General features: G+C 54.4%; 25 protein-coding genes. 6 read left to right on the top strand and 19 right to left on the bottom strand.

Features of this window, described 5'->3' with window-relative positions; all coding sequences use genetic code 11:
- The first annotated feature begins 243 nt into the window (after positions 1 to 243).
- Together WC593_07165 and WC593_07160 are read left to right on the top strand one after the other, a co-directional pair.
- Positions 244 to 1,935, top strand: a complete 1,692-nt coding sequence (locus WC593_07165; protein MFA4824924.1) for an ATP-binding protein — start codon at positions 244 to 246, stop codon at positions 1,933 to 1,935.
- Positions 1,936 to 2,180: 245 nt separating this feature from the next.
- The gene (locus tag WC593_07160) at positions 2,181 to 2,495 is read left to right on the top strand and encodes a hypothetical protein (protein MFA4824923.1); all 315 of its coding nucleotides are present in this window, start codon (positions 2,181 to 2,183) and stop codon (positions 2,493 to 2,495) included.
- A gap of 58 nt (positions 2,496 to 2,553) precedes the next feature.
- Here WC593_07160 and WC593_07155 read toward each other — a convergent pair whose 3' ends face one another.
- The 3 genes from WC593_07155 to WC593_07145 all read right to left on the bottom strand — a co-directional run bounded on the left by WC593_07155 (position 2,554) and on the right by WC593_07145 (position 6,099).
- A complete protein-coding gene (locus WC593_07155; GenBank protein ID MFA4824922.1) occupies positions 2,554 to 4,014 on the bottom strand; it encodes a 4Fe-4S binding protein in 1,461 nt (486 codons plus the stop codon).
- A gap of 329 nt (positions 4,015 to 4,343) precedes the next feature.
- A complete protein-coding gene (locus WC593_07150; GenBank protein MFA4824921.1) occupies positions 4,344 to 5,516 on the bottom strand; it encodes a serine hydrolase domain-containing protein in 1,173 nt (390 codons plus the stop codon).
- A gap of 184 nt (positions 5,517 to 5,700) precedes the next feature.
- Positions 5,701 to 6,099, bottom strand: coding sequence for a bacteriohemerythrin (locus tag WC593_07145; GenBank protein ID MFA4824920.1), 399 nt, complete (start codon positions 6,097 to 6,099; stop codon positions 5,701 to 5,703).
- A 220-nt stretch (positions 6,100 to 6,319) separates the two neighbouring features.
- On the opposite strand from WC593_07145, the gene WC593_07140 reads away from it, so the two are divergent.
- Positions 6,320 to 6,850 (top strand): hypothetical protein, encoded by a 531-nt coding sequence (locus tag WC593_07140; GenBank protein ID MFA4824919.1) that lies wholly within the window; start codon positions 6,320 to 6,322, stop codon positions 6,848 to 6,850.
- 64 nt (positions 6,851 to 6,914) lie between these two features.
- On the opposite strand, the gene WC593_07135 is transcribed toward WC593_07140, so the two are convergent.
- The 4 genes from WC593_07135 to WC593_07120 are packed head-to-tail and all read right to left on the bottom strand — an operon-like array spanning position 6,915 to position 9,343.
- On the bottom strand, positions 6,915 to 7,451 hold the full coding sequence (locus WC593_07135) for an iron-sulfur cluster assembly scaffold protein (GenBank protein MFA4824918.1): 537 nt from the start codon (positions 7,449 to 7,451) through the stop codon (positions 6,915 to 6,917).
- Positions 7,452 to 7,455: 4 nt separating this feature from the next.
- Positions 7,456 to 8,685: a cysteine desulfurase family protein gene (locus tag WC593_07130; GenBank protein MFA4824917.1), complete on the bottom strand. Its 1,230-nt coding sequence runs from the start codon at positions 8,683 to 8,685 to the stop codon at positions 7,456 to 7,458.
- Positions 8,685 to 8,915 carry a sulfurtransferase TusA family protein gene (locus WC593_07125; GenBank protein ID MFA4824916.1) on the bottom strand — a complete coding sequence of 77 codons (231 nt, stop codon included), beginning with the start codon at positions 8,913 to 8,915 and terminating at the stop codon, positions 8,685 to 8,687. Before WC593_07125 ends, WC593_07130 begins: the two co-directional genes overlap by 1 nt.
- A gap of 17 nt (positions 8,916 to 8,932) precedes the next feature.
- Positions 8,933 to 9,343, bottom strand: a complete 411-nt coding sequence (locus WC593_07120; GenBank protein MFA4824915.1) for a DsrE/DsrF/DrsH-like family protein — start codon at positions 9,341 to 9,343, stop codon at positions 8,933 to 8,935.
- A gap of 335 nt (positions 9,344 to 9,678) precedes the next feature.
- On the opposite strand from WC593_07120, the gene WC593_07115 reads away from it, so the two are divergent.
- Positions 9,679 to 9,879, top strand: a complete 201-nt coding sequence (locus WC593_07115; GenBank protein ID MFA4824914.1) for a hypothetical protein — start codon at positions 9,679 to 9,681, stop codon at positions 9,877 to 9,879.
- A 28-nt stretch (positions 9,880 to 9,907) separates the two neighbouring features.
- On the opposite strand, the gene WC593_07110 is transcribed toward WC593_07115, so the two are convergent.
- From WC593_07110 to WC593_07075, 8 genes are all read right to left on the bottom strand, one after another.
- On the bottom strand, positions 9,908 to 10,741 hold the full coding sequence (locus WC593_07110) for a hypothetical protein (GenBank protein MFA4824913.1): 834 nt from the start codon (positions 10,739 to 10,741) through the stop codon (positions 9,908 to 9,910).
- Complete coding sequence (locus WC593_07105; GenBank protein ID MFA4824912.1) at positions 10,738 to 11,583, bottom strand: polymer-forming cytoskeletal protein; 846 nt, start codon at positions 11,581 to 11,583, stop codon at positions 10,738 to 10,740. The genes WC593_07110 and WC593_07105 overlap by 4 nt, the downstream gene beginning before the upstream one ends.
- A gap of 21 nt (positions 11,584 to 11,604) precedes the next feature.
- Positions 11,605 to 12,840: a 2,3-bisphosphoglycerate-independent phosphoglycerate mutase gene (locus WC593_07100; protein MFA4824911.1), complete on the bottom strand. Its 1,236-nt coding sequence runs from the start codon at positions 12,838 to 12,840 to the stop codon at positions 11,605 to 11,607.
- A gap of 132 nt (positions 12,841 to 12,972) precedes the next feature.
- The gene (locus tag WC593_07095; GenBank protein MFA4824910.1) at positions 12,973 to 14,388 is read right to left on the bottom strand and encodes an MFS transporter; all 1,416 of its coding nucleotides are present in this window, start codon (positions 14,386 to 14,388) and stop codon (positions 12,973 to 12,975) included.
- 121 nt (positions 14,389 to 14,509) lie between these two features.
- Complete coding sequence (locus WC593_07090; GenBank protein ID MFA4824909.1) at positions 14,510 to 15,115, bottom strand: 30S ribosomal protein S3ae; 606 nt, start codon at positions 15,113 to 15,115, stop codon at positions 14,510 to 14,512.
- Positions 15,116 to 15,117: 2 nt separating this feature from the next.
- A complete protein-coding gene (locus tag WC593_07085; GenBank protein MFA4824908.1) occupies positions 15,118 to 15,363 on the bottom strand; it encodes a KEOPS complex subunit Pcc1 in 246 nt (81 codons plus the stop codon).
- On the bottom strand, positions 15,360 to 16,577 hold the full coding sequence (locus tag WC593_07080) for a DHHA1 domain-containing protein (protein ID MFA4824907.1): 1,218 nt from the start codon (positions 16,575 to 16,577) through the stop codon (positions 15,360 to 15,362). The genes WC593_07085 and WC593_07080 overlap by 4 nt, the downstream gene beginning before the upstream one ends.
- Before the next feature lie 27 nt (positions 16,578 to 16,604).
- Positions 16,605 to 17,063, bottom strand: coding sequence for a 30S ribosomal protein S15 (locus WC593_07075; protein ID MFA4824906.1), 459 nt, complete (start codon positions 17,061 to 17,063; stop codon positions 16,605 to 16,607).
- 259 nt (positions 17,064 to 17,322) lie between these two features.
- Here WC593_07075 and tsaA point away from each other — a divergent pair, with 259 nt between their 5' ends.
- Positions 17,323 to 17,742 (top strand): tRNA (N6-threonylcarbamoyladenosine(37)-N6)-methyltransferase TrmO, encoded by a 420-nt coding sequence (tsaA, locus tag WC593_07070; GenBank protein ID MFA4824905.1) that lies wholly within the window; start codon positions 17,323 to 17,325, stop codon positions 17,740 to 17,742.
- Positions 17,743 to 18,127: 385 nt separating this feature from the next.
- On the opposite strand, the gene WC593_07065 is transcribed toward tsaA, so the two are convergent.
- Together WC593_07065 and WC593_07060 are read right to left on the bottom strand one after the other, a co-directional pair.
- A complete protein-coding gene (locus WC593_07065) occupies positions 18,128 to 19,552 on the bottom strand; it encodes an MATE family efflux transporter (GenBank protein ID MFA4824904.1) in 1,425 nt (474 codons plus the stop codon).
- Positions 19,521 to 19,994: a MarR family transcriptional regulator gene (locus WC593_07060; protein MFA4824903.1), complete on the bottom strand. Its 474-nt coding sequence runs from the start codon at positions 19,992 to 19,994 to the stop codon at positions 19,521 to 19,523. Before WC593_07060 ends, WC593_07065 begins: the two co-directional genes overlap by 32 nt.
- A gap of 43 nt (positions 19,995 to 20,037) precedes the next feature.
- On the opposite strand from WC593_07060, the gene WC593_07055 reads away from it, so the two are divergent.
- Positions 20,038 to 20,844 (top strand): hypothetical protein, encoded by an 807-nt coding sequence (locus WC593_07055; GenBank protein ID MFA4824902.1) that lies wholly within the window; start codon positions 20,038 to 20,040, stop codon positions 20,842 to 20,844.
- A gap of 115 nt (positions 20,845 to 20,959) precedes the next feature.
- On the opposite strand, the gene WC593_07050 is transcribed toward WC593_07055, so the two are convergent.
- Both WC593_07050 and WC593_07045 read right to left on the bottom strand, forming a co-directional pair.
- Entirely contained in the window at positions 20,960 to 21,361 is a 402-nt protein-coding gene (locus WC593_07050; GenBank protein MFA4824901.1) for a Zn-ribbon domain-containing protein, read from the bottom strand.
- Between the two features lie 5 nt (positions 21,362 to 21,366).
- On the bottom strand, positions 21,367 to 22,020 hold the full coding sequence (locus tag WC593_07045; protein MFA4824900.1) for an Era-like GTP-binding protein: 654 nt from the start codon (positions 22,018 to 22,020) through the stop codon (positions 21,367 to 21,369).
- Positions 22,021 to 22,094 lie beyond the last annotated feature (74 nt).

The following is a 22,094-nucleotide window of genomic DNA, read 5'->3' as shown; positions in this document are numbered from 1 at the left end:
CATGTGCCCCCGCGATTGTTCCAGGCCCTGCCGGATCAACGTCGGTTGTGAAGATCGAGATCGTATTGTCCATATTGCGGACTATGTCAAACGTGCGGAACTGCTGAGGGTTACCCCCAATCATGAAATTTTTTGGTGGGCGTTTAAGCATTACGAATATTCATATCAATAGAAGGAATATTATCTCCCCTTATAACTCTATAATAATGTCCGGCGAGGTAACACCGGCCGGAATGTGATACCATGTATAAGCTTGACATCAGCACCCTTTTTCTGACACTCTTTCTTGTCAATGTCGTCCTCACGCTGATGCTCTTTACCTTCTGGAGGTCCCAGAAGACCCATGACGGGTTCCGGACATGGATGCTTTCCCTGCTGGTCACATCCTGCGGGTATTTTCTGTACGTGATCGGTGGATCCCTGCCCCTCCTGCTCTCCTCAACGGTGGCAGGTCTTTTGATTATGTTGTCGGTCATGATGCGGCTTGACAGTACCGGGAAATATTTCCGGTCACGGGCGCTCCCTGTGATCATATACTGCAGCCTGATACCGGCCGTTCTCCTGTTACTCTGGTTTACGTTCCGTGTCGATTCGCAAATCATGCGTGGCGTGATTATAGGAGTGGTCATTGTCCCCTGCTTTGTTGCGACCTCACTCATCGCGATCCGGTTCAGGGAACCGGAAACCCGGTCGCTCAGGTACAGCTTTGCCGCGGCCCTCCTGGTTACAGCACTTCTCTGGACCGCGATCACTGTAAACGCGATTATCACTCCCGGTGACCACTCGCTTAGGGGCCCGGATCCCATTAACCCGATCTTCTTTATCGTCACGATCCTCATGGATATCGTCTCCACGGGTTCCTTCCTGATGCTCAATATGGCCCGGTCCCAGGGCGAGCTCCGGCAAAGCGAGGAGCGGTACCGGAACCTTGCGGACAACCTCCCTGATTATATTCTCGTCCACGACAGGGGGTTTATACGGTACGCCAACCCGGCAGCGGCCCAGTTCATGGGACAGCCCGACAAAACCCTTGTGGGATCATCAATCTATTCATTCCTGACAGCGGCGAGTGCTGAAGCTTATCGGGCATATATTCATGCACTCCATAGCAGAGATGCCCCGGATCCCCTCACCATGATTGATATCCAGCTTCACGATGACACGATCAGGCATTGCCTGATCAAGACCGTGCCGATTGCAGACAAAGGAATGCCGGTACTCTTATCCGTGATTACCGATATCACCGAGCGCAAAGCAGCAGAGGATGCACTCTCCCGGGTTAATAAAAAACTCACGATTCTCTCATCAATAACCCGGCACGACATCAAGAACCAGCTCATGGCACTCTCGACATATCTCGAGCTTTCGAAAGAAGAACTCGATACCATTCCCACGGCATCAGAATATCTCAAAAAAGAGATGAAGATTGCTGAAATAATAGGGCATCAGATCGATTTCACAAAAATCTACGAGAATATGGGAACAAAATCTCCAGTCTGGCAGAATATCAATACCAGTGTCCAGCGGGCAGTTGCCGCCCTTCCCCTGCGGGATGTGGGAGTGGTGGTTGAACCGTTGGATCTTGAAATTTATGCCGATTCCCTGTTCGAAAAGGTCTTTTATAACCTGATCGATAATGCCCTGAGATACGGCGGTCGGGCAATGACGACCATTCGCATCACCTCTTCTGAAACCGGTGACGGGCTCGTGATTGCCTGCGAGGATGACGGGGTGGGGATCCTGGGCGACGATAAAAAATGCCTGTTCGAGCAGGGCTACGGGAAAAATACCGGTCTTGGCCTTTTCCTCACCCGGGAGATCCTCTCGATTACCGGCATCACCATCGCTGAGACCGGTGAGCCGGGAAAAGGGGCACGTTTCGAAATCCTGGTGCCGAAGGACTGCTACAGGGTGATACCAGATGCACGTGAATAATTTCGTCCGGTTCCCGTCCGGGTTTCCCGGCCGGACCCTGCATGAAAAGATTCCAACTGCACTTTAATGGAAAATGTTTGTGCAGATCGGGATATTTTGCATAATGAGGGGGAGATGAAAAAGATTTGATACTTTTTGTAAAATCTTACGTGGAAAACTATTCATTTATTGTTTAACTTTCATTAAAAAACAAATAATAATCCTTTTCTCTGTTATCATTAAATCAATATTCTGGATCTCATAATATGCCAAATCTGAAAATTCCCCCTGAAAAAGCAATTCTTCTGATTAGTGAGAGAATCGATGATATAAAAACGATTAGAAGAAATCAATATGGTCTTGAATATTACGATTTTATTGGCTGGTGTTCAAAAACCTGGTCTGTGATTGATGGAATATATGCAGCTGATGATACACATTCCGAAGAAATCCGGAGTATTGGGCTTTCAGGTTGCTCATGTAATTCCCATCTGGCGGCACAAATTCTTGCAGATGCATATCATTCCCGCCTTTTGCATTATATCAATGAAATTGAGAATTCGATGAAGACATCCCCGTAATACTGATCTGAATTATAAACAGATCCAAAAAACAAAGGTAATCAGGTTTTTCCCTTTCTCATCTCTTACCAATAATACACCTCCCCTTTTGTGCCCCAGTCCTGTCGGTGCCATCCCCTGAAAACTCCCCGCTCAGATTCTGGCAGAGATCGGACTGGCTTTCCGATGTAAAATAATCACCGCGGTTATCCCGCAGGTAATACATTAAAGCTCCGGGGGCCGGGCAGGTATCCGTGCAGCGGCCGCAGAGATAGCATTCCCCCTTCGAATCGGGTTTTCCTGCCGTATTGGCCGGGCAGGCCTTCTCACATCTCTTACAGTTAATGCAGGCCCCCGTGCGTCGCAGCCGGAATAAACTGAACCCTGCAAGAAGAGAAAAGAGGACACCAAAGGGGCAGATGATCCTGCAGACCGGGCGGTACAGAAATACTGACAGCAGAATGATACCTGCTGCTACCACCAGCCCTGCCGAAAGGGTAAGGGAGAACACGTCGTACAAGCCGGTGAATGCCATAATGTCGATCAGGTATACCGCAGCAATGACTGTTGCAGCGAAAACGACAAGCCGGATCAGTTCAAGGATTACCGTGCGACGGATAACGATCTTTGTCATTGGTACCGCATATGCCAGTTCCTGCAATGATCCCACCGGGCAGATAGCGCCGCAGAACGTTCTGCCCACGCCGAGCGTGAGTGCAATGACTGCGCAAATCACGATGATGCCCGGATTCAGGTTTGATTGTCCGGTCATCACATTGACAAGTCCCCCCAACTCCATGGGCATGATCGGTGCCAGGAAGATAAAACCGGTGAGCGTGCTTAAGCCCGCCGCCAAAACTACTATCTTTTGTGTCATGACTCCGGTGTGCCAGAGGTATGCGGCGAGCAGGGTTTCGGCCCCCATGTAGCAGAGAGCATACGTGGTCCCTGCAACGGCCGCTCCCGCAAGGAATGAAGTGACAATGAGTGAGATGCCCAGAGCACAGAGGGACGATAGTGCAAGGGCCGGGAGTGTCTTTTCGATCCGTATTCCCAGAATTCCCGTTCGGATGAACACAAATAATATACCGGTAACCATGAGAAAGAGTGCGGTTTCGGTTATGGGTGCAGACAGGTTGAGTGCATCGAGAAAACTCCCTGGGGAGGTATTCTGGAGAACGGATGCAGTAGTATCCGGCATTGCAGGAACTGATGTTCCCGAAGGGGTGGAAACCGGAAGCGAAGATACCTGTACACTCGTCGGATCTGTAGCCGGTGTTGCAGTGGCCCGGGTTGAAATCTGCGGATTTACCGGTGCGGCCGGGCCGGAAGAAACCGGGCCTGCTGAAGCTTGTGATACGGTGCGTGCGGTATAATCGCACAATGAATTGCCGTCTGCATCGACAAAAAGGAAGCACCTGCCCGGAGAAGTACAGCCTCCGATACCTTTTGGACAGACCGCGGCACAGGCCGGGTAGATGAGTCCCGCTGTGAGGAGAACCGACGCGATGGTGCGTCTGATAGAAGTAGTAATCTGCATAATTCTGTTCGTCTCGTGTCGGTAGTATCCAATGCAATAAACCACAGATGCAGGATGGAATTAAAGAATGAGTGCATGGCCCGGCGGTTTTTAATTACCCGGGAGGGATAATATTCCCCGTCCCCATGCTATCAATTCATATATAACAAATCGTTCCCGTTATTTCCCGGGGATTGCTGCTTTTATCAGGACTAAAAAAGTAAACTGGCGCAGAGATAAAAATAATCCTGATAAATACCTCCGTGTTTATTGATAACCGGCTCCGCACGCACCACTCCGCGAGACCCGGCCATTCTCCCGGATTTCAGCAGAAAAAAGGTACGGGGAGATCATCTCCCTGACAGGTCCTGTTCTTTAAGGTACGTGAGAAGTGCCGTTCGGACCGGCCTGAGGTTGTCGGTTGACATATCGGCTGAATTCAGGTTGAGGGTAATGTAGGTATCCTTTTCCGGCAGGTAATCCCAGAGCGTGAACGAACCCGGGTATCCACCGCCATGACCCTGCAAGGTCAGGTTCGAGGCAGCATTGAATCCGGTCATATACCCGAGACCGTAGCCCTGCTCGCGGGATTGTGGCGAGGGTTTTTCCATAGTGGCGAACGACGATTTGCTGATCAGTTTCCCTTCCCGCAGCGCACGGTGGAAGCGGTTGAGATCAGCAGTTGTGCTCACAATGTCTCCAGCCCCGCGATCGAACTGTACATACAGGTTGGATAAATCTACGTACGTGCCATTCTCTCCGCGCTGGGTAGCAGTCATGTGCGATCCGGGGATGTGGTTGATCTCCTGGATGAACGTGTCGTTCATGCCCGCAGGAACAAAGATGTTCCGGGTTACGTAATCCTCATAGGGAACCCCGGCTGCTTTATCGATGATCAGCGTCAGGAGTATATAATTCACGTTCGAGTAGGTGTAATTCGTTCCCGGCGGGTAGAGCGGGCTTTCGCTGATGCCTTGTTCCATGGCTGCCTGGTACGTTACCGGAATTCCCGGGTCCTGGTATTCCCGGAGAATGATGGAGATTTCGTTATAATCCGCGATGCCGCTGGTGTGATCAAGAAGCTGGCGGACCGTGATCACCCGGCCATTGGGAATTTTCTCCACGAGATCGGCCGGCAGCCAGCGTTCGATAGGGTCATCGAGCGAGAGTTTCTTCTCTTCTGCAAGTTTCTGGACTGCAACGCTCGTGAAGGTCTTTGTGACGCTGGCAATCAAAAAGCGCATGCCGGGCTGTGCCTTCTCTCCGGTGATCGGGGACGCGTTTCCGGCAGCGGAATTCCAGGTCCATTTCGAGGTTGCGATTTCCACCTGAGCTCCGGGAATGCCGGCGGTGTGGATCTCGGTATCCATGATCTGCTGGAGGGCAGCCCGGGTCTCTTCGGGTGGCGGATTTGGCCCCTTGCCCCCTGCCTGCTGCTGCGGGGTTACGGATTGCGTGCACCCGGAGGAAACGATTGCTGCGATGACAATGAAGAGGATGAGGATACGCGGGATGTCAGACATAGATGTGCCATCTCTGTTGTTGGTATGAAAGATGATAAATGGCAGTCTTTTTCTTCAGATGGATTTGCCGGAAAAATCCCAACAGAAAAAATCGCTGGTGGAAGGGGTATCCACCCCATATTTTCCGTTGGTTTCTTAACGAAACTAAATCTTCTCCCCAGGGGTACTTCTGTTATCAGTTCCCTTATGCAAGCCCGCTTTTTTTGAACAGGTCAGAGTACTGTTTATCCGTCTCCCGGATATGTTTGTTCACCCAGTCCTTAAGGAAATTCATAAGTTCGATGGTGACACCGAGCCGGTTGCTGGCAAAATCTTTCTGGAAATCGGTAACTTTTTTCACAAATGCAGTATGCTCGGCCTTATGCTTGAGATACCCGGGGTACTTGAACTGCTGCATGTATTTCTCCTCGGTCTGGAAGTGATAGACGGTATATGCAGCAAGCTCCTGGAGCGTTTCCTCGAGCACATGTTTTCCCTGCCCGGCACGCATTGCATCGTGCAGCTTGTTGATCAGCGCGATGAGTTTTTTGTGCTGGTCATCGATCTCTTTGACATTGACACTCAACTCATCAGTCCATTCCATGATTGGCATACCCTGCATTTTCGCAGGTTTTCTATTTAAGCCCTTTTCAGGATCACAAGAACCGCTTCCTGATCTCTACGATCGTACTTGTTCTTCCGTGCCAGGGGATTTTAGGGTACCCCCGGAATTTCCCCTGTTGGTCGACAGGATGGCAGGATTTACCGCAACCGATCTCTTTTTTATTTCGTCCAATTCATTATTATCAACCACCGGTTTTCTCATGAAAAGAGTATGTGCCTATTGTAATGCGGTTATGAGCCCGGGAGATTCACCCGACTCTCCCGATAGTCCGGTTACCCACGGTATCTGCGATTCCTGCTCCCGTCATTTTCTTTCCCAGCTTGGCGTTGACATCAGCAAATACCTTGACATGCTCAATGCACCGGTTATTTTCGTCAATCCGGATGGACAGGTGCTGGATGCAAACAGCGATGCGGTCTGTTTCATGGGTAAGCCGCTTGACAAGATCCTGGATACCCTGACGGGAAATGCCCTCGGATGCAGTCATGCCGGCCTTCCTGAAGGATGCGGAAAAACAGCTTTTTGTTCCGGTTGTGCTATCAGGAACTCAGTTCAAAAAACCTATGAAACCGGAGAACCGGTCGAGCAGTGTCCTGCAGTACTTCAGCAGGGAACACCGGATCACTCCTGTCCGATCAATCTTCTCGTATCTACAAGAAAAGCCGGGCCGGTGATCATGCTCAGGGTTGAGCCTGTAGATGCAGAGGGCACCATTCCACCTGTTGAATAACTGCAGCAACCCCGAATTGTTTTTTTTATCCGGTTGCCGGGAGCCCCCGATCACACCGGTGGACCTACCCGGTCTTACACTCTTTTGCATCCTCCGCAAGCTCCCCCTCGATCCTCTTTGCCCGCTTTGCAAGCACCTCTAAGAGCCGCTCTTCTTCCACCGCGTGCCGTTCATCTGCCGTGGGGCCCTCCGGAATCCATGCTGGCCGCGGCTGGTCTTTGAAATAATTCCGGATTGCCCGGCGCAGGGCCCCAACTGCGAGAATGCCGCAGTGGGCTTTCACCGCAGGAAGCGTCCCGAGTTCGTCCGAGATATTCTTCCAGCTGATCTGCCAGGCCTGTTCGAGGGTTTTTCCTTTGGCCATGACAGTCATGACGCTCGATGCTGCGATATTTGCGGCACATCCGTAACTCTCGAACATCGCTTCGGTAATCGTCTGCGTTGGTTTATCGACCCGTAAAAAGACTGCGATCATATCGCCGCAGGCCAGGCTTCCGGCAACGGCCTCGGCATCCGGGTTCTCCATTTTGCCCAGGTTCTTCGGGTTCCGGAATATCTCAAGAACCTTCGGGTTATAGGCTAAGGGAATGCGACTTGACATGGTTTTACCCTCCTGTTTTAAACGGACTCATGGATCTGATCCGTCGTGCCGCTTCCGCAAAGCACGGGATAACGTACTCGATATCCTCCTGCGTGTGGAACGGTGTGGTCTTCATTAAAATACTGCCGTGAGCTTCTTCGTACTTGCGGTGGATCGCAAGGAGAACGTGGCTGGGCTCCAGCACCCGGCTTGTGCAGGCGCTCCCGCTCGAGACGTACACGCCTTTTAAGCTCATCTCCACCGTCATGGCCTCGCCTTCGCAGTTTAAGAAGCTGATGTTCACATTGTCCGGTGCCCGTCTCCGGCCGGCAGGGCCGTTGAGCAGGGTCTGGCCGACGGTTTCCGTGATACCCGTTATGAGCCGGTCCCGCAGCCGGGCCATATGGGCGGGATACTCATCAGCATGTTCCTGCATGAGTGAGACGGCGGTTGCAAAACCCGCTATCGCAGGGATATTCTCGATACCTGCCCAGAGCTTCTGGGTGCTCAGCTGGCCGTGGATGATGGGTTTGAGTTCGATACCCTCACGGATATACAGGGCCCCGGCACCTTTAGGGCCGTACACCTTGTGGCTGGAGAATGAAGCAAGGTCTGCACCGGTTTTTTCCAGGTCGAGCGGGATCTTCGAAAACGCATCACGGGCATCAAGGTGAATTTTGATCCCGGGATCCCTGTCCTTCACGATATCCACGATGGCCCGGGTGTCCTGGATGGCCCCGATCTCGTGATTGACCGGTGCGATACTGACAAGCAGCGTGTCTTTGTCCAGCTGGCCGGCCAGTGCGTCCAGATTCACCAATCCGTCGCGATCAACCGGAATTTTTACCACCCGGAACCCGGCCTGCGCCAGCTGTTCGGCCGGGAATACAACGCTCAGGTGCTCGATTGAGGAGATGATGATTTTCTTCCTTGTGTCTGCTGCCAGTGCAAGGCCGGTGATGGCGAGGTTGTTTGCTTCCGTGCCGCTGTGGGTGTAGGCGATCTCGTCCGGCTTGCAGTGCATTGCATCCGCAAGGACCAGCGTGGACTGGTAGAGAGTCTCGTAAGCCTCCCAGCCTTTCCGGTGAGTGATTGAGGGATGGCCCATCCCGCTGCCGGTGTATGCACTCTGCATGGCCTCGAGCGCCTGCGGGAAGACCATGCCGGAGTTCTCGGAGTCCAGGTAGACCTCACGTTCAGGAACGCCATGGGATTGAAGAAGCGCTGTCACATCCCGGGACATATCGCTGAACATCAGCCGGACACTCCTACGTAGAACACATAAACATCCCCGCTCTTTTCGGTTGCGATCAGTTTGTGCCCGACGCTCTGCGCCCACTCCTTCACATCCGATGGGGAGGCAGGGTCAGTGGCAAGCAGTTTTACAACCTGTCCCGGCTGAGCCTTTCCTACTGCATCGGCAAGGGCGATAAGCGGACCCGGGCACGATTTGAATTTCGCATCCACCGTTATATCGGCATTCACCTCATTCACCCCCCTTTTTAGGAAATGAAGAGCGAAACATCGGATCCCTTCGCTTTGGAAAGGAACGTTGCGGCCCCGGCGATACTGTCAACGAAACCTTCAAGGTCTTCTTGCTTTAAGTTGAACATCCCGAGAGTGGTGGAACAGGCATAGATTTTGATCCGCCCGGTAGCGAGACCCTGCTCAAGTACGGTTTTCCAGCCGGGTATCGACCCGGAGGCAAGGGCCTCGGTCAGTTTTCCTTCGTAAGCCTTGTAATCGAGCGTCACTCCGGAGGGCTGGTATCCCTTTTTCAGTGCAAGCAGTCCCCAGAAGGTAAAGAACATCTCTGCATTCCACCCGGAGATTGCTGCGGTGGTTGCAAGCGTGACGGCGGGAAAGAGTTTGTCCATCTTCTCCGATGCCACGATAATGGCAATTTTCGACATATGGTACATACCTCCACCCAGTGCGGGTATAATGGGGACTAACCATGCGAGATGATAAAGTTATTGCCGGGACCGGAAACGCCCTTCAGGAAAAAACGGAGCATGGTTTCTTTCCATCTGCGGTCCTGGTAACCTGAACCCGCTCTCTGATCCTCCAAAGAAAAGCCCCGTCCCCCCACATTTGCCCGGAGGGGCGCCATCTTCGGCACCGGCTCACGACTGCACCCACGTTTGCGAGACCCATACCGGCCCCCCGGGTTTCGGCAGGGACAAATGAAGCTTTTCCGGAAAATCTCACATAATCCTTTATCCGATCACGCGGATCAGTAGTACCTATGGAACAAAAAGAGCAGGAACTGCAGGTCAAAAACGATCTGGAGAACCTGACCCGGACACTTACGGGGGATAATCTCAATGTGGATGAGATGTTCTCCCCTAAACGGGGGATACGGGCATGCACTCCCCCGTTCAAAAGTGCGCACGAGCCCGGACATTCGGTCAGTGAGCGGTTAAAACGCGTCAAGCTCCCGGAATAATTCTTTTTCTTCGTTTCTTTACGCTCACTCAGAGGTGAGCCTCGCACACCCAGAGATCGTAGATCGGGTCTGCGGGATTCTCGGTGACTTCAACTGTCCGTCCCATCTCCTCCCCCCATGCGGCCACGAGCCGGGCCTCGGGTTCCCTACCCACCGTGATCAGCGTCTCTTTGGTGGCGGCGAAGAGCTCCTTTACGATCGCTTCCCACATATCCTGGGTAAACGTGTTGATATCGCCCATCATGATGCCGATACCCTTAGGGGAGGGTTCCACGTACTGCGAAGCTACCATCGCATTGATGCACATCGTCTCTGCGGGCAGGAGCCGGCCGGTAAAAAGCCCCCGTGACAGGAGCGAACTATCGTTGTCATACGAGATCGGGGAGTAGCCGATATCCCGGAGTACCAGCGAACCGACACCGGATCCGCAGCAGCAGTCAACGCAGGTCTCACCACTGCCGCCCCCCCAGGTATTCTCAATCAGTGCCCCCAAAATCCCTCTCCGGGCGGGATTGAGATCCTCAATCGCCGGGGGGACTTCAGCGGCCAGCATCGTGCTGAAATATTCCCGCACTGCGGCAGTAAAGACCGACCGGTTCTCCTGGAAGATCTCGCCGTTCACGCTCTCGAACAGGTCGATGAGGGGGACCGAAGGGTGCCGGCAGAGAAAGGTGCCGGCAATCCAGCCATGCGCACCCTGGAACGCAAGGGCGAGCGGCTCTTCCCCTTCATCCAGTAAGAGGCGCCCTTCACGGGCATCCTGTCCTGCAAGCAGGGTATTGTACCTGCTGTCCGTAAGATCGGCAAACGATGGTTCGATCAACCGGAGGTTTTCAAGTTCAAAAATTTCTGCTACGTTCATGGTCCCCTCTCGATCCGCATCCCGTGCGGTGCCTGGATGGTCCCGTCAATTTTTGCATCCTCGTGAAGCACAATCGATTTTGCGATCACATTCCCCAGGATATGGGCCCCCTTCTTCACATGGACGGTGCTGCCACTCTCGACATTACCGTGGATCGTGACCCCGTCAACTACGCTGATCTGGTTCCGTGCCCGCAGGCTTCCGAAGATGACCGAGTTCTGCTGGACATCGATCGAACCAGCCCGTATGTTGCCGTGGAGCCGGCAGTTTTTCCCGATCTTCATGGTGGAGGGGACGGAAAAGAGCTTCATGTTGAGTTTCGAGCGGGCCGGGATCATGAGCGGGATCTCCCGTTTTTCCTCGTCTTCCGAGAAGAGATTGTCGATGATCCGGTCCAGTTCTTTCTCGTTCTGGATCTTTAACATCGTCATGAAGTAGATGAGGATGAACATGAAGACCGGCATCGGGTTTCTCACCTCGATGTCGCCTTTGGCCTCAAACCCTTCTTTGATCTCGACTTTATCGCCGATGTCAAGTGCCCCTGAAACGACCAGCCTGCCGTTGATCTTCACCCCTTCGCCGATGTACGCATCCTGCTTTGCAATGACATCGCTGCCGATCTCGCAGAGGTTGCCGATCCGTGCGTCGCCGTTTGCCCAGACGTACTCGCGGATCTTTGACGACTCACCAACGTAGACGTCTGCACCCCGCAGGCCGTAATCGATCTGGCAGAACTCCCCGATCACGATATCCCGGTCGGTCTTTAAGCTGTGCTCCTGCAGCTCGGTGCCATCAGGAAGCAGGCAGTGTTTATGCCAGTTTTTTACGGCTCGCTCTTTCATCCCCTTCTCCGCCAAAAGCCCTCAGGCTCCGAATTTGTGTGACTTGTTGATCAGGTCGAGTGCAATGGGTAACAGGTCGGTTCCCCGGATCCGGTTAAGCCCGCCGTTCGCGCAATGGTATTCATCGTAGCGGACTACGTCGTCCATCCGGACACCGTCGCCCCGGATCAGGACCGGGACCGGGTCGGCGCTGTGGTCCTTGATGGTACAGGGTGTCGAGTGGTCCCCGCAGATGATAACGATGGTATCTTTGAGGCCCAGCAGGGGTTCGAGCAGCGGGTCGATCTTCTGGATAAAGTCTCTCTTCTGTTCGGCAAGCCCGTCATGGCCAGACTCGTCTGCCCCCTTGATGTTCAGGAGCACGAACTCTTTGGTCTTTAACTCCCCAAGCGCTGCCGAGATTTTGCCGGCAACGTTGCTGTTCTGCGAGCCGGTGGCACCGGCGACCTCGATATGCGGGAGGCCAACTGCCCGTCCGATACCGGTGATGAGGCTTGCTGCGGAGATGACCGATCCCGAGAGGCCGTATTTTGTGGAGAAGGGTTCATACTTCCCCATCTCGCCGGCACCCCGCATCAGCACAATGTTTGCCGGGCTGATGTTCTGTGCGAGACGATCGCGGTTCATCGGATGCTCAAAGAGAATCTTTGTGGACTGCCGGACAAATTCATTGCAGATCGCGGCGGTTTTTTCATGGGTGGGCATGACCTTAGTCGCGCTGACGGTGAGCGGTCTGACGCCCTCTTTCTTGGGATCATTGGAGGTGACACAGTGGCCGATTCCCTCTCCTTTGAGAGCGAGGGCGGCCCGGTGCCCGGCGCCGGAGCGGAACGTGAATTCCACGCCGAACTCCGAGAGATCAACTCCCTTCTGTATGGCGGCACTTAAGGCAGCGGTGTCATGGATGCGCCCGGCACGGCGGTCGATGACCAGCCCTTCTTTGGATATCGTGGCGTAGTTGCACCGGAACCCGATCATGCCCGGCTCCATGTGGATGCCCGAACCCTCGCACTCGAGCGGTCCCCGGCCGGTGTAGTACTTGTAGGGATCATACCCGAGGAGGGCAAGGTGTGCGGTATCGGAACCCGGGCGGATGCCCGGCGCGATGGTATCCATGATGCCGCAGCAGCCTTCCTGCGCAAGTTTGTCCAGAACCGGTGTTTTTGCTGCTGCGAGCGGGGTGGTACCCCCGAGCGCGGGACAGGGGCGATCGGAAATTCCATCGAGAACGATAAAAAGAATCCTGCTCGCGGTCATTGGTAGGGAATGTTGGACGGGCGGGGTAATTAGGTTTCGGGGGGTGGAGGAAAAACCGGATAAAGTCTTTACCCTCCGATTATTGATGACTCTGCCGGGGATTCGCCCTGGTACTGTGGTGTCCATTGAGAGTTATGCCGCTTTCTTCTCATCCGGCACGATTGCCGACAGCACCAGCGGGAGCACTGAAAGCACGAGGCCCGCTGCCATCGTGATGTGGAAACCGGTCAGGAATGTTGCGGAATCGAGTGCGGTAAACGCAACAATCCCCCCGGCATTTGCGGTTGAAAAGGTGAAGAGCATCGCATAGATCGCCGTACCCAGAACGCCGCCGAAATAGATGGTGGTCACCATCAGCGAGGACCCGGTTCCCTCTTCGCCTTTTGGAGCGCTCTCGATGATCCTGCTTGAGGCCGGCCCGGCTGCGATCCCGAAGGCCACTCCCATCAGGACGAGGCCGGCAAGCAGGGGAAGAATCCCGGATCCAGGAGACAGGACCGCAAAGATGGCGCTGAAGAGGACGAACAGTCCGCAGGCTGCGACCGCAAATGCCCGGCGGCCGTGCCGGTCCGACCAGTGCCCGAACGGGATGCTGATGCATGCGATCACTGCAGGTGGAATCAGGAGGCAGAGGCCGCTTGTCGCCATATCGAAGTGCATCTCCATCGTGAGATAGAACGGGAGCAGGTAGATGATGCCCATGAAGATGATATTGACCAGCAGGTATGCGACGAGGACCGCGGTGAACTGCCACTTTAAGAAGATCCGGATATTGAGAAATGGCTCTGTTGTTGTGAGTTCCCGTATGACAAATACCCCCGAGCAGAGCAGGCAGAGTGCTCCACAGGTGAGGATCAGTGGGTCCGTTACCCCGCGGGCGGCTACCTCTTCCAGCACAAAGGTGCAGAACACCATGGCGCCAAAGAGCGTGACCGCGCCCGGGTAATCGAAGGATTCCGTGTGGTCTTCCGGCTCATCACCCGGGATTACCCGGGCCGCAAAGAGGATCCCAAGGATGCCGATCGGGATGTTGACTAAGAAGATCCAGTGCCATGACAGGTACTGGGTGAGGATACCCCCGATTGCCGGCCCGGCCGCAAACCCGATGGAAGCGGTTGCGGCGATAACCCCAAGGGCCGTGCCGAGCATCTCTTTGGGGAGGTACCGTATGCAGAGCAGCGGGGCAACGGCAGCGATCATCGCGGCCCCGAGTCCCTGCACGAGCCGTGCAGCGAGCAGGATGTCAAGCGTAGGGGCGATCCCGCAGGCAGCAGAACCGAGCGTGAAGATGACAAACCCCAGGAGGAACAGTTTTTTTGCATACCCCCGGTCCGCAAGTTTCCCGAAGACGAGGAGGAGCCCTGCCATCATGAGCAGGTACGTGATAATAACCCACGCGATCGTCCCGGTGTCCGTATCGAAGTACGCAGCCATGGTCGGGAGCGCCACGTTCACAATGGATCCGTCGATCCCGTCCATTACCACACCGAGCGCTATAGCAGAAAGCAGGAGTTTCTGGCGGAGAGGATCGGTGATAATGGAGGTCATGGAAGTACCCTTTTTGGCGGGGAATTGTATTAACGTTCGGGACCCGGGCACCGGGCTGCGGCACTCTCAAATCCGCCGGTCACTCCCGGCCGGTTCTGGAATTAATTAAAAGGAAAAAAAATTATGCTGTTGAAATCCGTGCTGCCACGGGCTCAACCTTTGACTTGATGACCTCAACCCTGCGGGTCGGGTAGATGATCTTGACTGCCTTGAAGAGATCGCGTGAGATCTCTCCGGATACAATCACGTTGACAAGCGTGGTCAGGTCCCATGCGGATGCCTGGGCTTTGACGGCTTCGGTAATGATCTTCCGGATTGCGTGCTCCTGCGAGACGTTGGCACGGGCAAACGTGTAGCAGCTGATGGTCAGATGGACTTTCTTGCCATCCTTGGTGACCAGCGGGACATGGCAGTCTACGCGGGTGCTGCGGCGCTTGACGAGCGAGCGGAGGTAGTCCCTCGTTACGTCGTGGCCAACGAACTCGGTGTATGCCGCATCGCCGGTAACGGTTGCGATCTTAAAGCTCATCTTCATGTGCTGCTTGGCGTAATCATTGGTGATCTCGCCGAGTGTTGACGTCATGATCCTGCCGACAACGCTCTCAGCATCGTTTGCAATGGTGTCACCGATGAACACTTTCCCGAGGTTGTCGGGGGTGTGCACCTTGAACCAGCTCTTGGCCTTCCAGCCTTCTACTCTTCTTCCAACCTGTTTCTTCTTTGCCATACTTACATCACCTGGTGATTGTTGTTGGGGGCGGAAACGCTGCACGCGTCTTCCGCTATTGCCAGATTCATCAGATAATCATCCACCGATGCAATGACCGACCGGATCTGTGTTCCGGTGATCACTGTTGTTACCCTGTCGCCCTCTGCGGCGGTGCTCATGTTGTGCATGTTGTCCGGGGTTAATGCCGATGCAACTGCTCCTGCATTCCGGTGCAGGGTTGTGATCCTGCCTTCGATCTGCATCATGATGCCACCGCTTCGTGCCATGCTTTTGTGAACGCACCGATCTGGTCGCAGGGGATAGTTGCGCCTGCCCGCCGGTTGTGACCGCCACCGTTTCCATTGCTTGCATGGGCAAGTGCCCGGAGCAACGGGCCGAGTTCTTTTTCAACGCCGGCAGGACAGCGTGCCGAGATCCGGCAGGCATTTCCATCCCGTGCATAGACCAGCACCGGTTGTGCATTCACCCGGTCGCGGGCTAATATGTCAGCAACATCGCTTGCAAGGGTGACGTCTTTGACTTCGAATACGCCCGGTGCACCGTCTGCAGGGTGGGCAGTCCGGATGGCATCGATCACGCCGACGCGGTGCTTTCGTGCAATCTCCCATGCCCGGTCTATGTCGTGGGACGACCGGAGGCAGAGGGATGCAGCGAGATCGCCACGCCCGGCTTTACCGCAGGCATCGATGACTGCGGTGAGTGCGTGGGCATCCTCGATCACTTCGCGCTGGAGGTGGTAGGTGTCGCCGTAGATCGCACCCAGGCCGGCAAGCGTTGTTTTCGGTGCTGCCGTTATCACGACCTGCGAGAGCAGGGTGTCGAGCCGGACGCCATCAGTGCCAGCGGACTGGTTGATGAGCGTCGAGACGAGTTCTTCTGCGCCACTCACGCCTTCAAGGTAGGGGCTGATCGCGGTGTAGAACCGTTCGGTCATGTCCCTGCCCGGCAGGATGAGTCCCCGGTCCGGTACAATGATGCCGTTTGTTATTGCCTCGTTGAAGATCTCGAGGTTTTTGCCGGTCATCTGTTGTCCGTCACCGAGTATGCCGGGTATCACGAGCCCGGCGAGGTCGCGGTTGTCCCCCATCTTCTGGGCGACGAGATACGCGGTGCCTGCTGCCGAGAGTTCGCGATCGCCGTCGATACTGGCAAGCCGCGGGTTTGCATGGAACTCGCCATCGAATGCCGGGATGTGGTGATCCACCACGATTGCGTCATTCGGGAGATCTTTAATGCCAGAACCGAGATCGCAGAGCAGGTAGGTATCGTCACCGGTCAGGTCCTTTGCAGTAATTTCCTGCCGGACGCGGAGCCGGAAGCGGATACTCAAACGCAGCATCGCATGGCAGAGGATCGAGGCAGCGGCTATGCCGTCTGCATCGTGGTGCGCGAACACCTCGATGAACTCCTGCCGGGAAATCTGTTCGGCCACGGTTTCTGCTGCGGTATCGAGCGACATGATGGTGTGGATAATTATACAGATGGATTATCTGGACAGCAGGATCTCTGCCGTCTCCGGCTTGTACACAAACTCTTTGGGCAGTTTCTTGCTTCCCGTGTAATACTTCACGAGACGGCGAACCTTGGATTCGACCAGCTGAAGCTGCCGTTTGTTGTGCAGATCTTTCTTGTTCTCACTCAGGTGCTTGCGCAGACCGAGCGCCTTTGTCATGAGGTCCCGGAGATCTTCGGGGATCTCGGTTGCGACCTTGTTCTCTTTCAGGATGTCCCCGAGACGCTTGCCGGTGGCAAGTTTAATATCGGGAACTCCATAGCTGTCCCTGAGTACCAGTCCAATCTTGCTGCTCGACGCGCCTTCCTTCCGGAGTTCAAGGATAACTTTTGTGATCCCTGCTACGTCCTTGTTGGACCATGCGGGGACTTCCTTGCGGTAGGGGCGGACTGAGCATGACTTGCCTCTTCTTCGAGCATGCATTCGTGCCATAGTGTAGCCTCCTTATAGACTAAACGTAAGTCCAGAAAAGTACAGTTTATTTACTGACTCTCTGTAATCCCAAAGCCATGTTTGAGGCCATGCGTTTGTGTCGCACGTCGGACTTACATCTGCCAGCACATGTATTAAAAGTGCTTACCATCATTCGATGTGAGGTATAATAAGGGTAACTGAGCCTGACTTCCCGCTTTTCGCGCGAGACCTCCCCTCACTATCCGTAAATACTCCCTCTTCCCAATCTCTCCTGACGATGACTTCCCCGCCCATAGAACTCCATCCCATAGGATACGTCCGCTCTCCCTACAAAGCAAAGGGCGATGCCCCGCGACAGGGTCGCTTATCAGATACCATCTCCGAGATCGTGGTTGATGAACGCTACCGCCCCGCCCTTTACCAGATGGAGGGGCAGAAACATCTCTGGGTCCTCTGCTGGTTCGACCGGGCGGACCGGACCGTGCTCCGGGCAATCCCGCCAGGGACTGTGTATGAGAAGGGAGTGTTTGCGATACGATCCCCGGACCGGCCGAACCCGGTCTCGCTCTGCATGGTTGACCTTCTTGAAGTCAAAGACGGAGTCCTGAAAGTCTGGGGACTGGACGCATTTGACGGGACACCGGTTATCGATATCAAAGTTTATTCCGCTGAGATTTACGGTGTCCGGCAAGGGTGACCGTTCGTACGTAATTTTCAGAGATTGGATGGTGTTGGCGTGAAAAAAATTTTGGTAAAATCCGTTTTCAGACAATTGTCAAAATCTTCACGACCGCTTGGAGTGTGACCCCCTCTCTCCCCCAGAGGGGGAGGCAGCCCAAGGGGAGCATCCCCTTGACCCCCGTTATTTCAGAAGTTTTCATCAACCGTATAAGTTACCGTACTATTGACAGATAATCAAGTGGCGATCAGCCCTGTCGAAAAATTCCGTTGGAGAAAATCTCCTTGCCCCGCCGTGCCTCGGAGAGGCCCTGAGGCGGAGGAGAATCACAAAAACGATTTTCATGGTTTGGGTGTGAATTCCCGTTCATGTCCGTTTCAACAAAATCTAAAAAAAGTGGATATTACCCATTTGCAATCAGCCGCGAGATGTAGGCCCGGGCCCAGATGAACGCGATTGTCCCCCCGACAATATCCCCGACAACAATCCCCCACCATACGCCATGCTCGCCAAACCCGAGCACGATCCCGAACAGGTAGGCAAAGACTGCGATGAAGACAAGGTTCCGCAGCACTGAGATAACAAGCGAAGTCATTCCCTTTCCTGTTGCCTGGAATATCGATCCCGACATGATGCCCGGCGGGATGAACGGGTAGAAGAAGCACATGATAGCAAGGAATGCGGCGATCTCCGGTGCGAGATGGGCGCTGTCCGGCGAGTACGTGAAGATGACGGCGATCTGCCGGGCAAAGATGAAGGTGATGGCGCTGATGACCAGCGAGATCGCAATTCCGAGCGAGATTGAGAAGGTATGGACCGTCCGGAGCTTGGCAAACTGCCGTGCCCCGTAAGCAGCCCCGGCAACGGAGATAACCGAGGTGCTGATGGCGATGAGGGGGATGACCGCGAAGAACACGACCCGCCACCCCGCGGTATAGATTGCGACAGCATCCGTGCCCGCAGTTGCAACTAACAGGCCGTTGATGAAGATCGCGAGGATCGCCATGAGGAAGAACTCAAAGCTTGCCGGAAGGCCAACCCCGAGGATGTCCTTTATTGTCCTTTTGTCCCACGAGAAAGCCGTGTACGAGATCGTGACGTAGGTGTCCCGCTTCATAAAGAACCAGTAGAGGAGTACGCCCGAGACCATGACCAGCGAGATGATCATCCCCCACGCGGCCCCGGCAATGCCCATGCCGGCGGTGTAGATCAGCAGCGGGTCGAGGATCATGTTCAGGACCGACGACGCTGCCATGACATACATCGCCCGTTTGGCATCTCCTTCGGCCCGGAGGATTGCATAAGCAATATTGGTAAAGAGGATGAGCACCATGCCGAGGAAGACAACCTGCCCGTATTCTATTGCAAGCCCGGCAGTCTCTCCCGCCCCAAAGAGGTTGACAATCGGGCCGGTGAGGAAGATTAACGGTATGGTGAGGATTGCCGAGAGGATCAGCGTGATGAATATCGCGTGGATTGCCGCGTTGTCAGCACCGGTCTTATCCTTTGCACCGATACGGCGGGAGATGACGGATGCTGTCCCGGCACCAAGCCCGCTGCCGATCCCGATCAGGATCATGAAGAGCGGCGTGATGAACCCGACAGCCGCCAGCGCATCGGAGCCAAGGCCGGCAACCCAGATTGCGTTGACGATATTGTAGGTGGACATCAGGAACATCGCGATGATCATGGGCCCGGACAGTTTCACGATGGCTTTTTTCGGATCGCCCATCAGGAGCGCGATGCCTTCGGTGTTGTCTCTGCCCGCCGGGGCATCGGTCGCCCTGTCGGGAGAATCAGTTGTCTGCATCGGGATGGTCTCTTGCATGCTGCATGCTCCTGTGGCTGTTCTCTGCCACCGTTCTCATCAGGGAATTGAGGGTCTCTTTCTCATCCCGGGACAGACCGGCACAGACCTGTTCTTCCCACTCGCGATTTATGTCCTGCAGCACGGGGGCAACCCGTTCGCCTTTTTCCGTGAGGAAGAGGCGGACTGCCCTCCGGTTATCGGGGTCGACGATACGCCGGATGTACCCGGCATCTTCAAGTTTCCTGACTGCCCGGGCAATCGTGCCCTTATCGAGATGATAGTGCCGGACAAGGGTCTCCTGCATGATATTCTGCTCCTTGTAAAGCAGCATCAGGACCGGGAACTGGCCGGCGGAGAGGCCCAGCGGCCGGAGCCGGTCATTCAAAAAGATGAACCGGCCGCGACTGGTGATGGAGATCACAGCCCCAAAGGGGATCTCTCCGGTGATCGGGGATTTCATATGCACCAGTATAGGTTGCCGGTCCGGGAGATAACTGTTGTCAATGCAACAATTGGGGGACCTCCGGTTCCCCGCACTCTTTTTACCTCCCAAAGAGAACGGGATAGTACAGATGGACAAGATCCCCCTTGAGACCTGTGGCGAGGAATCCGCGATCCGGTTCCGGGACTGCTTCTCCGTGCGGTATATCCAGTCGGCAGCCCTGCTCTGCCAGCTCGCGTTTGCGATCGAGCAGGAATACCGGGGGGCAAAAGAGGTTCCTGCCGACCTCCAGCTCCGGCATGAAGTCTTTATTCTCAATTCGGTCCTGTCCTCTGTTACGTTCCTCGAATCCACCATCAATGAGCTCTATGCCGATGTTGCTGACGAGGCCTACTTTTTTTCCGATGAAAAGCATGAGGCACTTTTGAGGCTGATCTGTGAGAAGTGGAAGAACGAGAAGAACTTCGACCGTGCCCCGCTGTTAAACAAATACCAGAAGATTCTCCTCATAGCAGGAAAACCTCCGTTCGATGAAGATGACCCGGCATTTGCGAACCTGCGGTCCCTCATTGAGATCCGCAATCATCTCATGCACTACAAGCGGGAATGGGTGGTCATCGGTGAGTCCGGGTCCCGGGAGACTCTCGAAGAAACAACCGGTGGGAAATTTGAAAAAAACCTCCGGAAAAAATTTGCAACAAACCCGTTCGCGCAAAAAAAACAGCCATTTTTCCCTGATAAATGCTTAGGCCACGGGTGTGCGGAATGGGCAGTGGTCAACAGCCTGATCTTCACCGACGAGTTCTTCCGGCGGCTGGATCTGCCGGCGCCGTACGAAGGAATACGGGGCGAGATGAGGACGCGGTAAAAAACGTGGCATAATCGCATCCGGAGGATGCCATCGCCGAGGGAATGAAACCTCAATGAATAACAAAATTATCTGCGATCCATTGGAAATGCAAAAAAATATTCAGAAGTAACCCTTACTTCTTCTTTCCTTTCTTCTTGGGCTCGTCTTTTGCCATGGACATGAGATCGATGATATAACTGCCCTCTTTGCCGACGCTTACGATCCGCTCATCGGTTTTTGCCATCTTCTCAAGGTTCAGCTCATAAGAGCCCGGGGAAACAATCCGGATAGTCTCGACCCGGTCATACATCTCCACTTCCTTTTTTGCAGTAGTGGGCTGCTCGACAATCTCGAGCACCTCTTCTTTGGACTCGTCAGCAATCTCTTCAATAGATTTCTCTTCGAGCACATCCTTGTTGATCTCTTCTTCCTTGACGTAGAGAAACTTCTTGCCGCCGCAGCTTGCGCACCCTCTCAGGATCTCGGTTGAACCATCCTTGTATTCCCGCCCGCATTTCGTACACTTGTGCGGCATGGTCTTCACCCGAAGTATTCGATCATGGTCTCGTAGAGATCCTCAACGTTCCTGCCCTCGAGACCGGAAATAGCAACAACCGGGTGCTGGGGAAACGCGCTGCGGATACGTGCCGGCGTAGCATCGGGCAGGTCAATCTTATTTGCCACAATAATGACGGGCAGGTTCCTGCTCTCGATGATCCCGATCATCATGATATTCACCTGCATGAATGGATCGAGGGTCGAGTCGAGCATGTAGATGACGCCATCGATATCCTCGCGCAGCCAGTGCATGGCCTCGGCAACACCCTCGGTGGCTTCCCGGGAGCGGATGATCGCTTCGTCCTTCTCCATGCCGAACTCCAAAAATTCGTGGTAATCGATCTTGGTCGTTACACCCGGGGTGTCGACAATATCCATCGTTACCGTGCTGCCGTTGGCGCCGGAAATAATGATATCTTCCTTCTTTCTTGCCCTGCGGGTCTCGTGCGGGATCTCGCTTACCGGGCCAACAGCATCGCCGGTCCAGTCACGGGCAATACGGTTTGCCAGCGTGGTCTTACCCGCATTGGGGGGGCCGTAGATGCCTATCCGGGTTCGCTTCTTCTTGAAAAATGAGTTGAGGAAATTGGAAAATTTCTTCTTTGCCGTACCAAACGTCTGTAAAAATATTTTCACTTATGCACCTCGTTGGTTACGCATTGTACCGGGATACAAAGAATTCACCATGATTCGTTAGTAATGTATAGAAT

Origin of the sequence: Methanoregula sp. (assembly GCA_041645435.1) — an archaeon.
Classification (GTDB): domain Archaea; phylum Halobacteriota; class Methanomicrobia; order Methanomicrobiales; family Methanospirillaceae; genus Methanoregula.
Note: the sequence above shows the minus strand (reverse complement) of the source record. Positions and strands in the feature narration are given on the sequence as shown.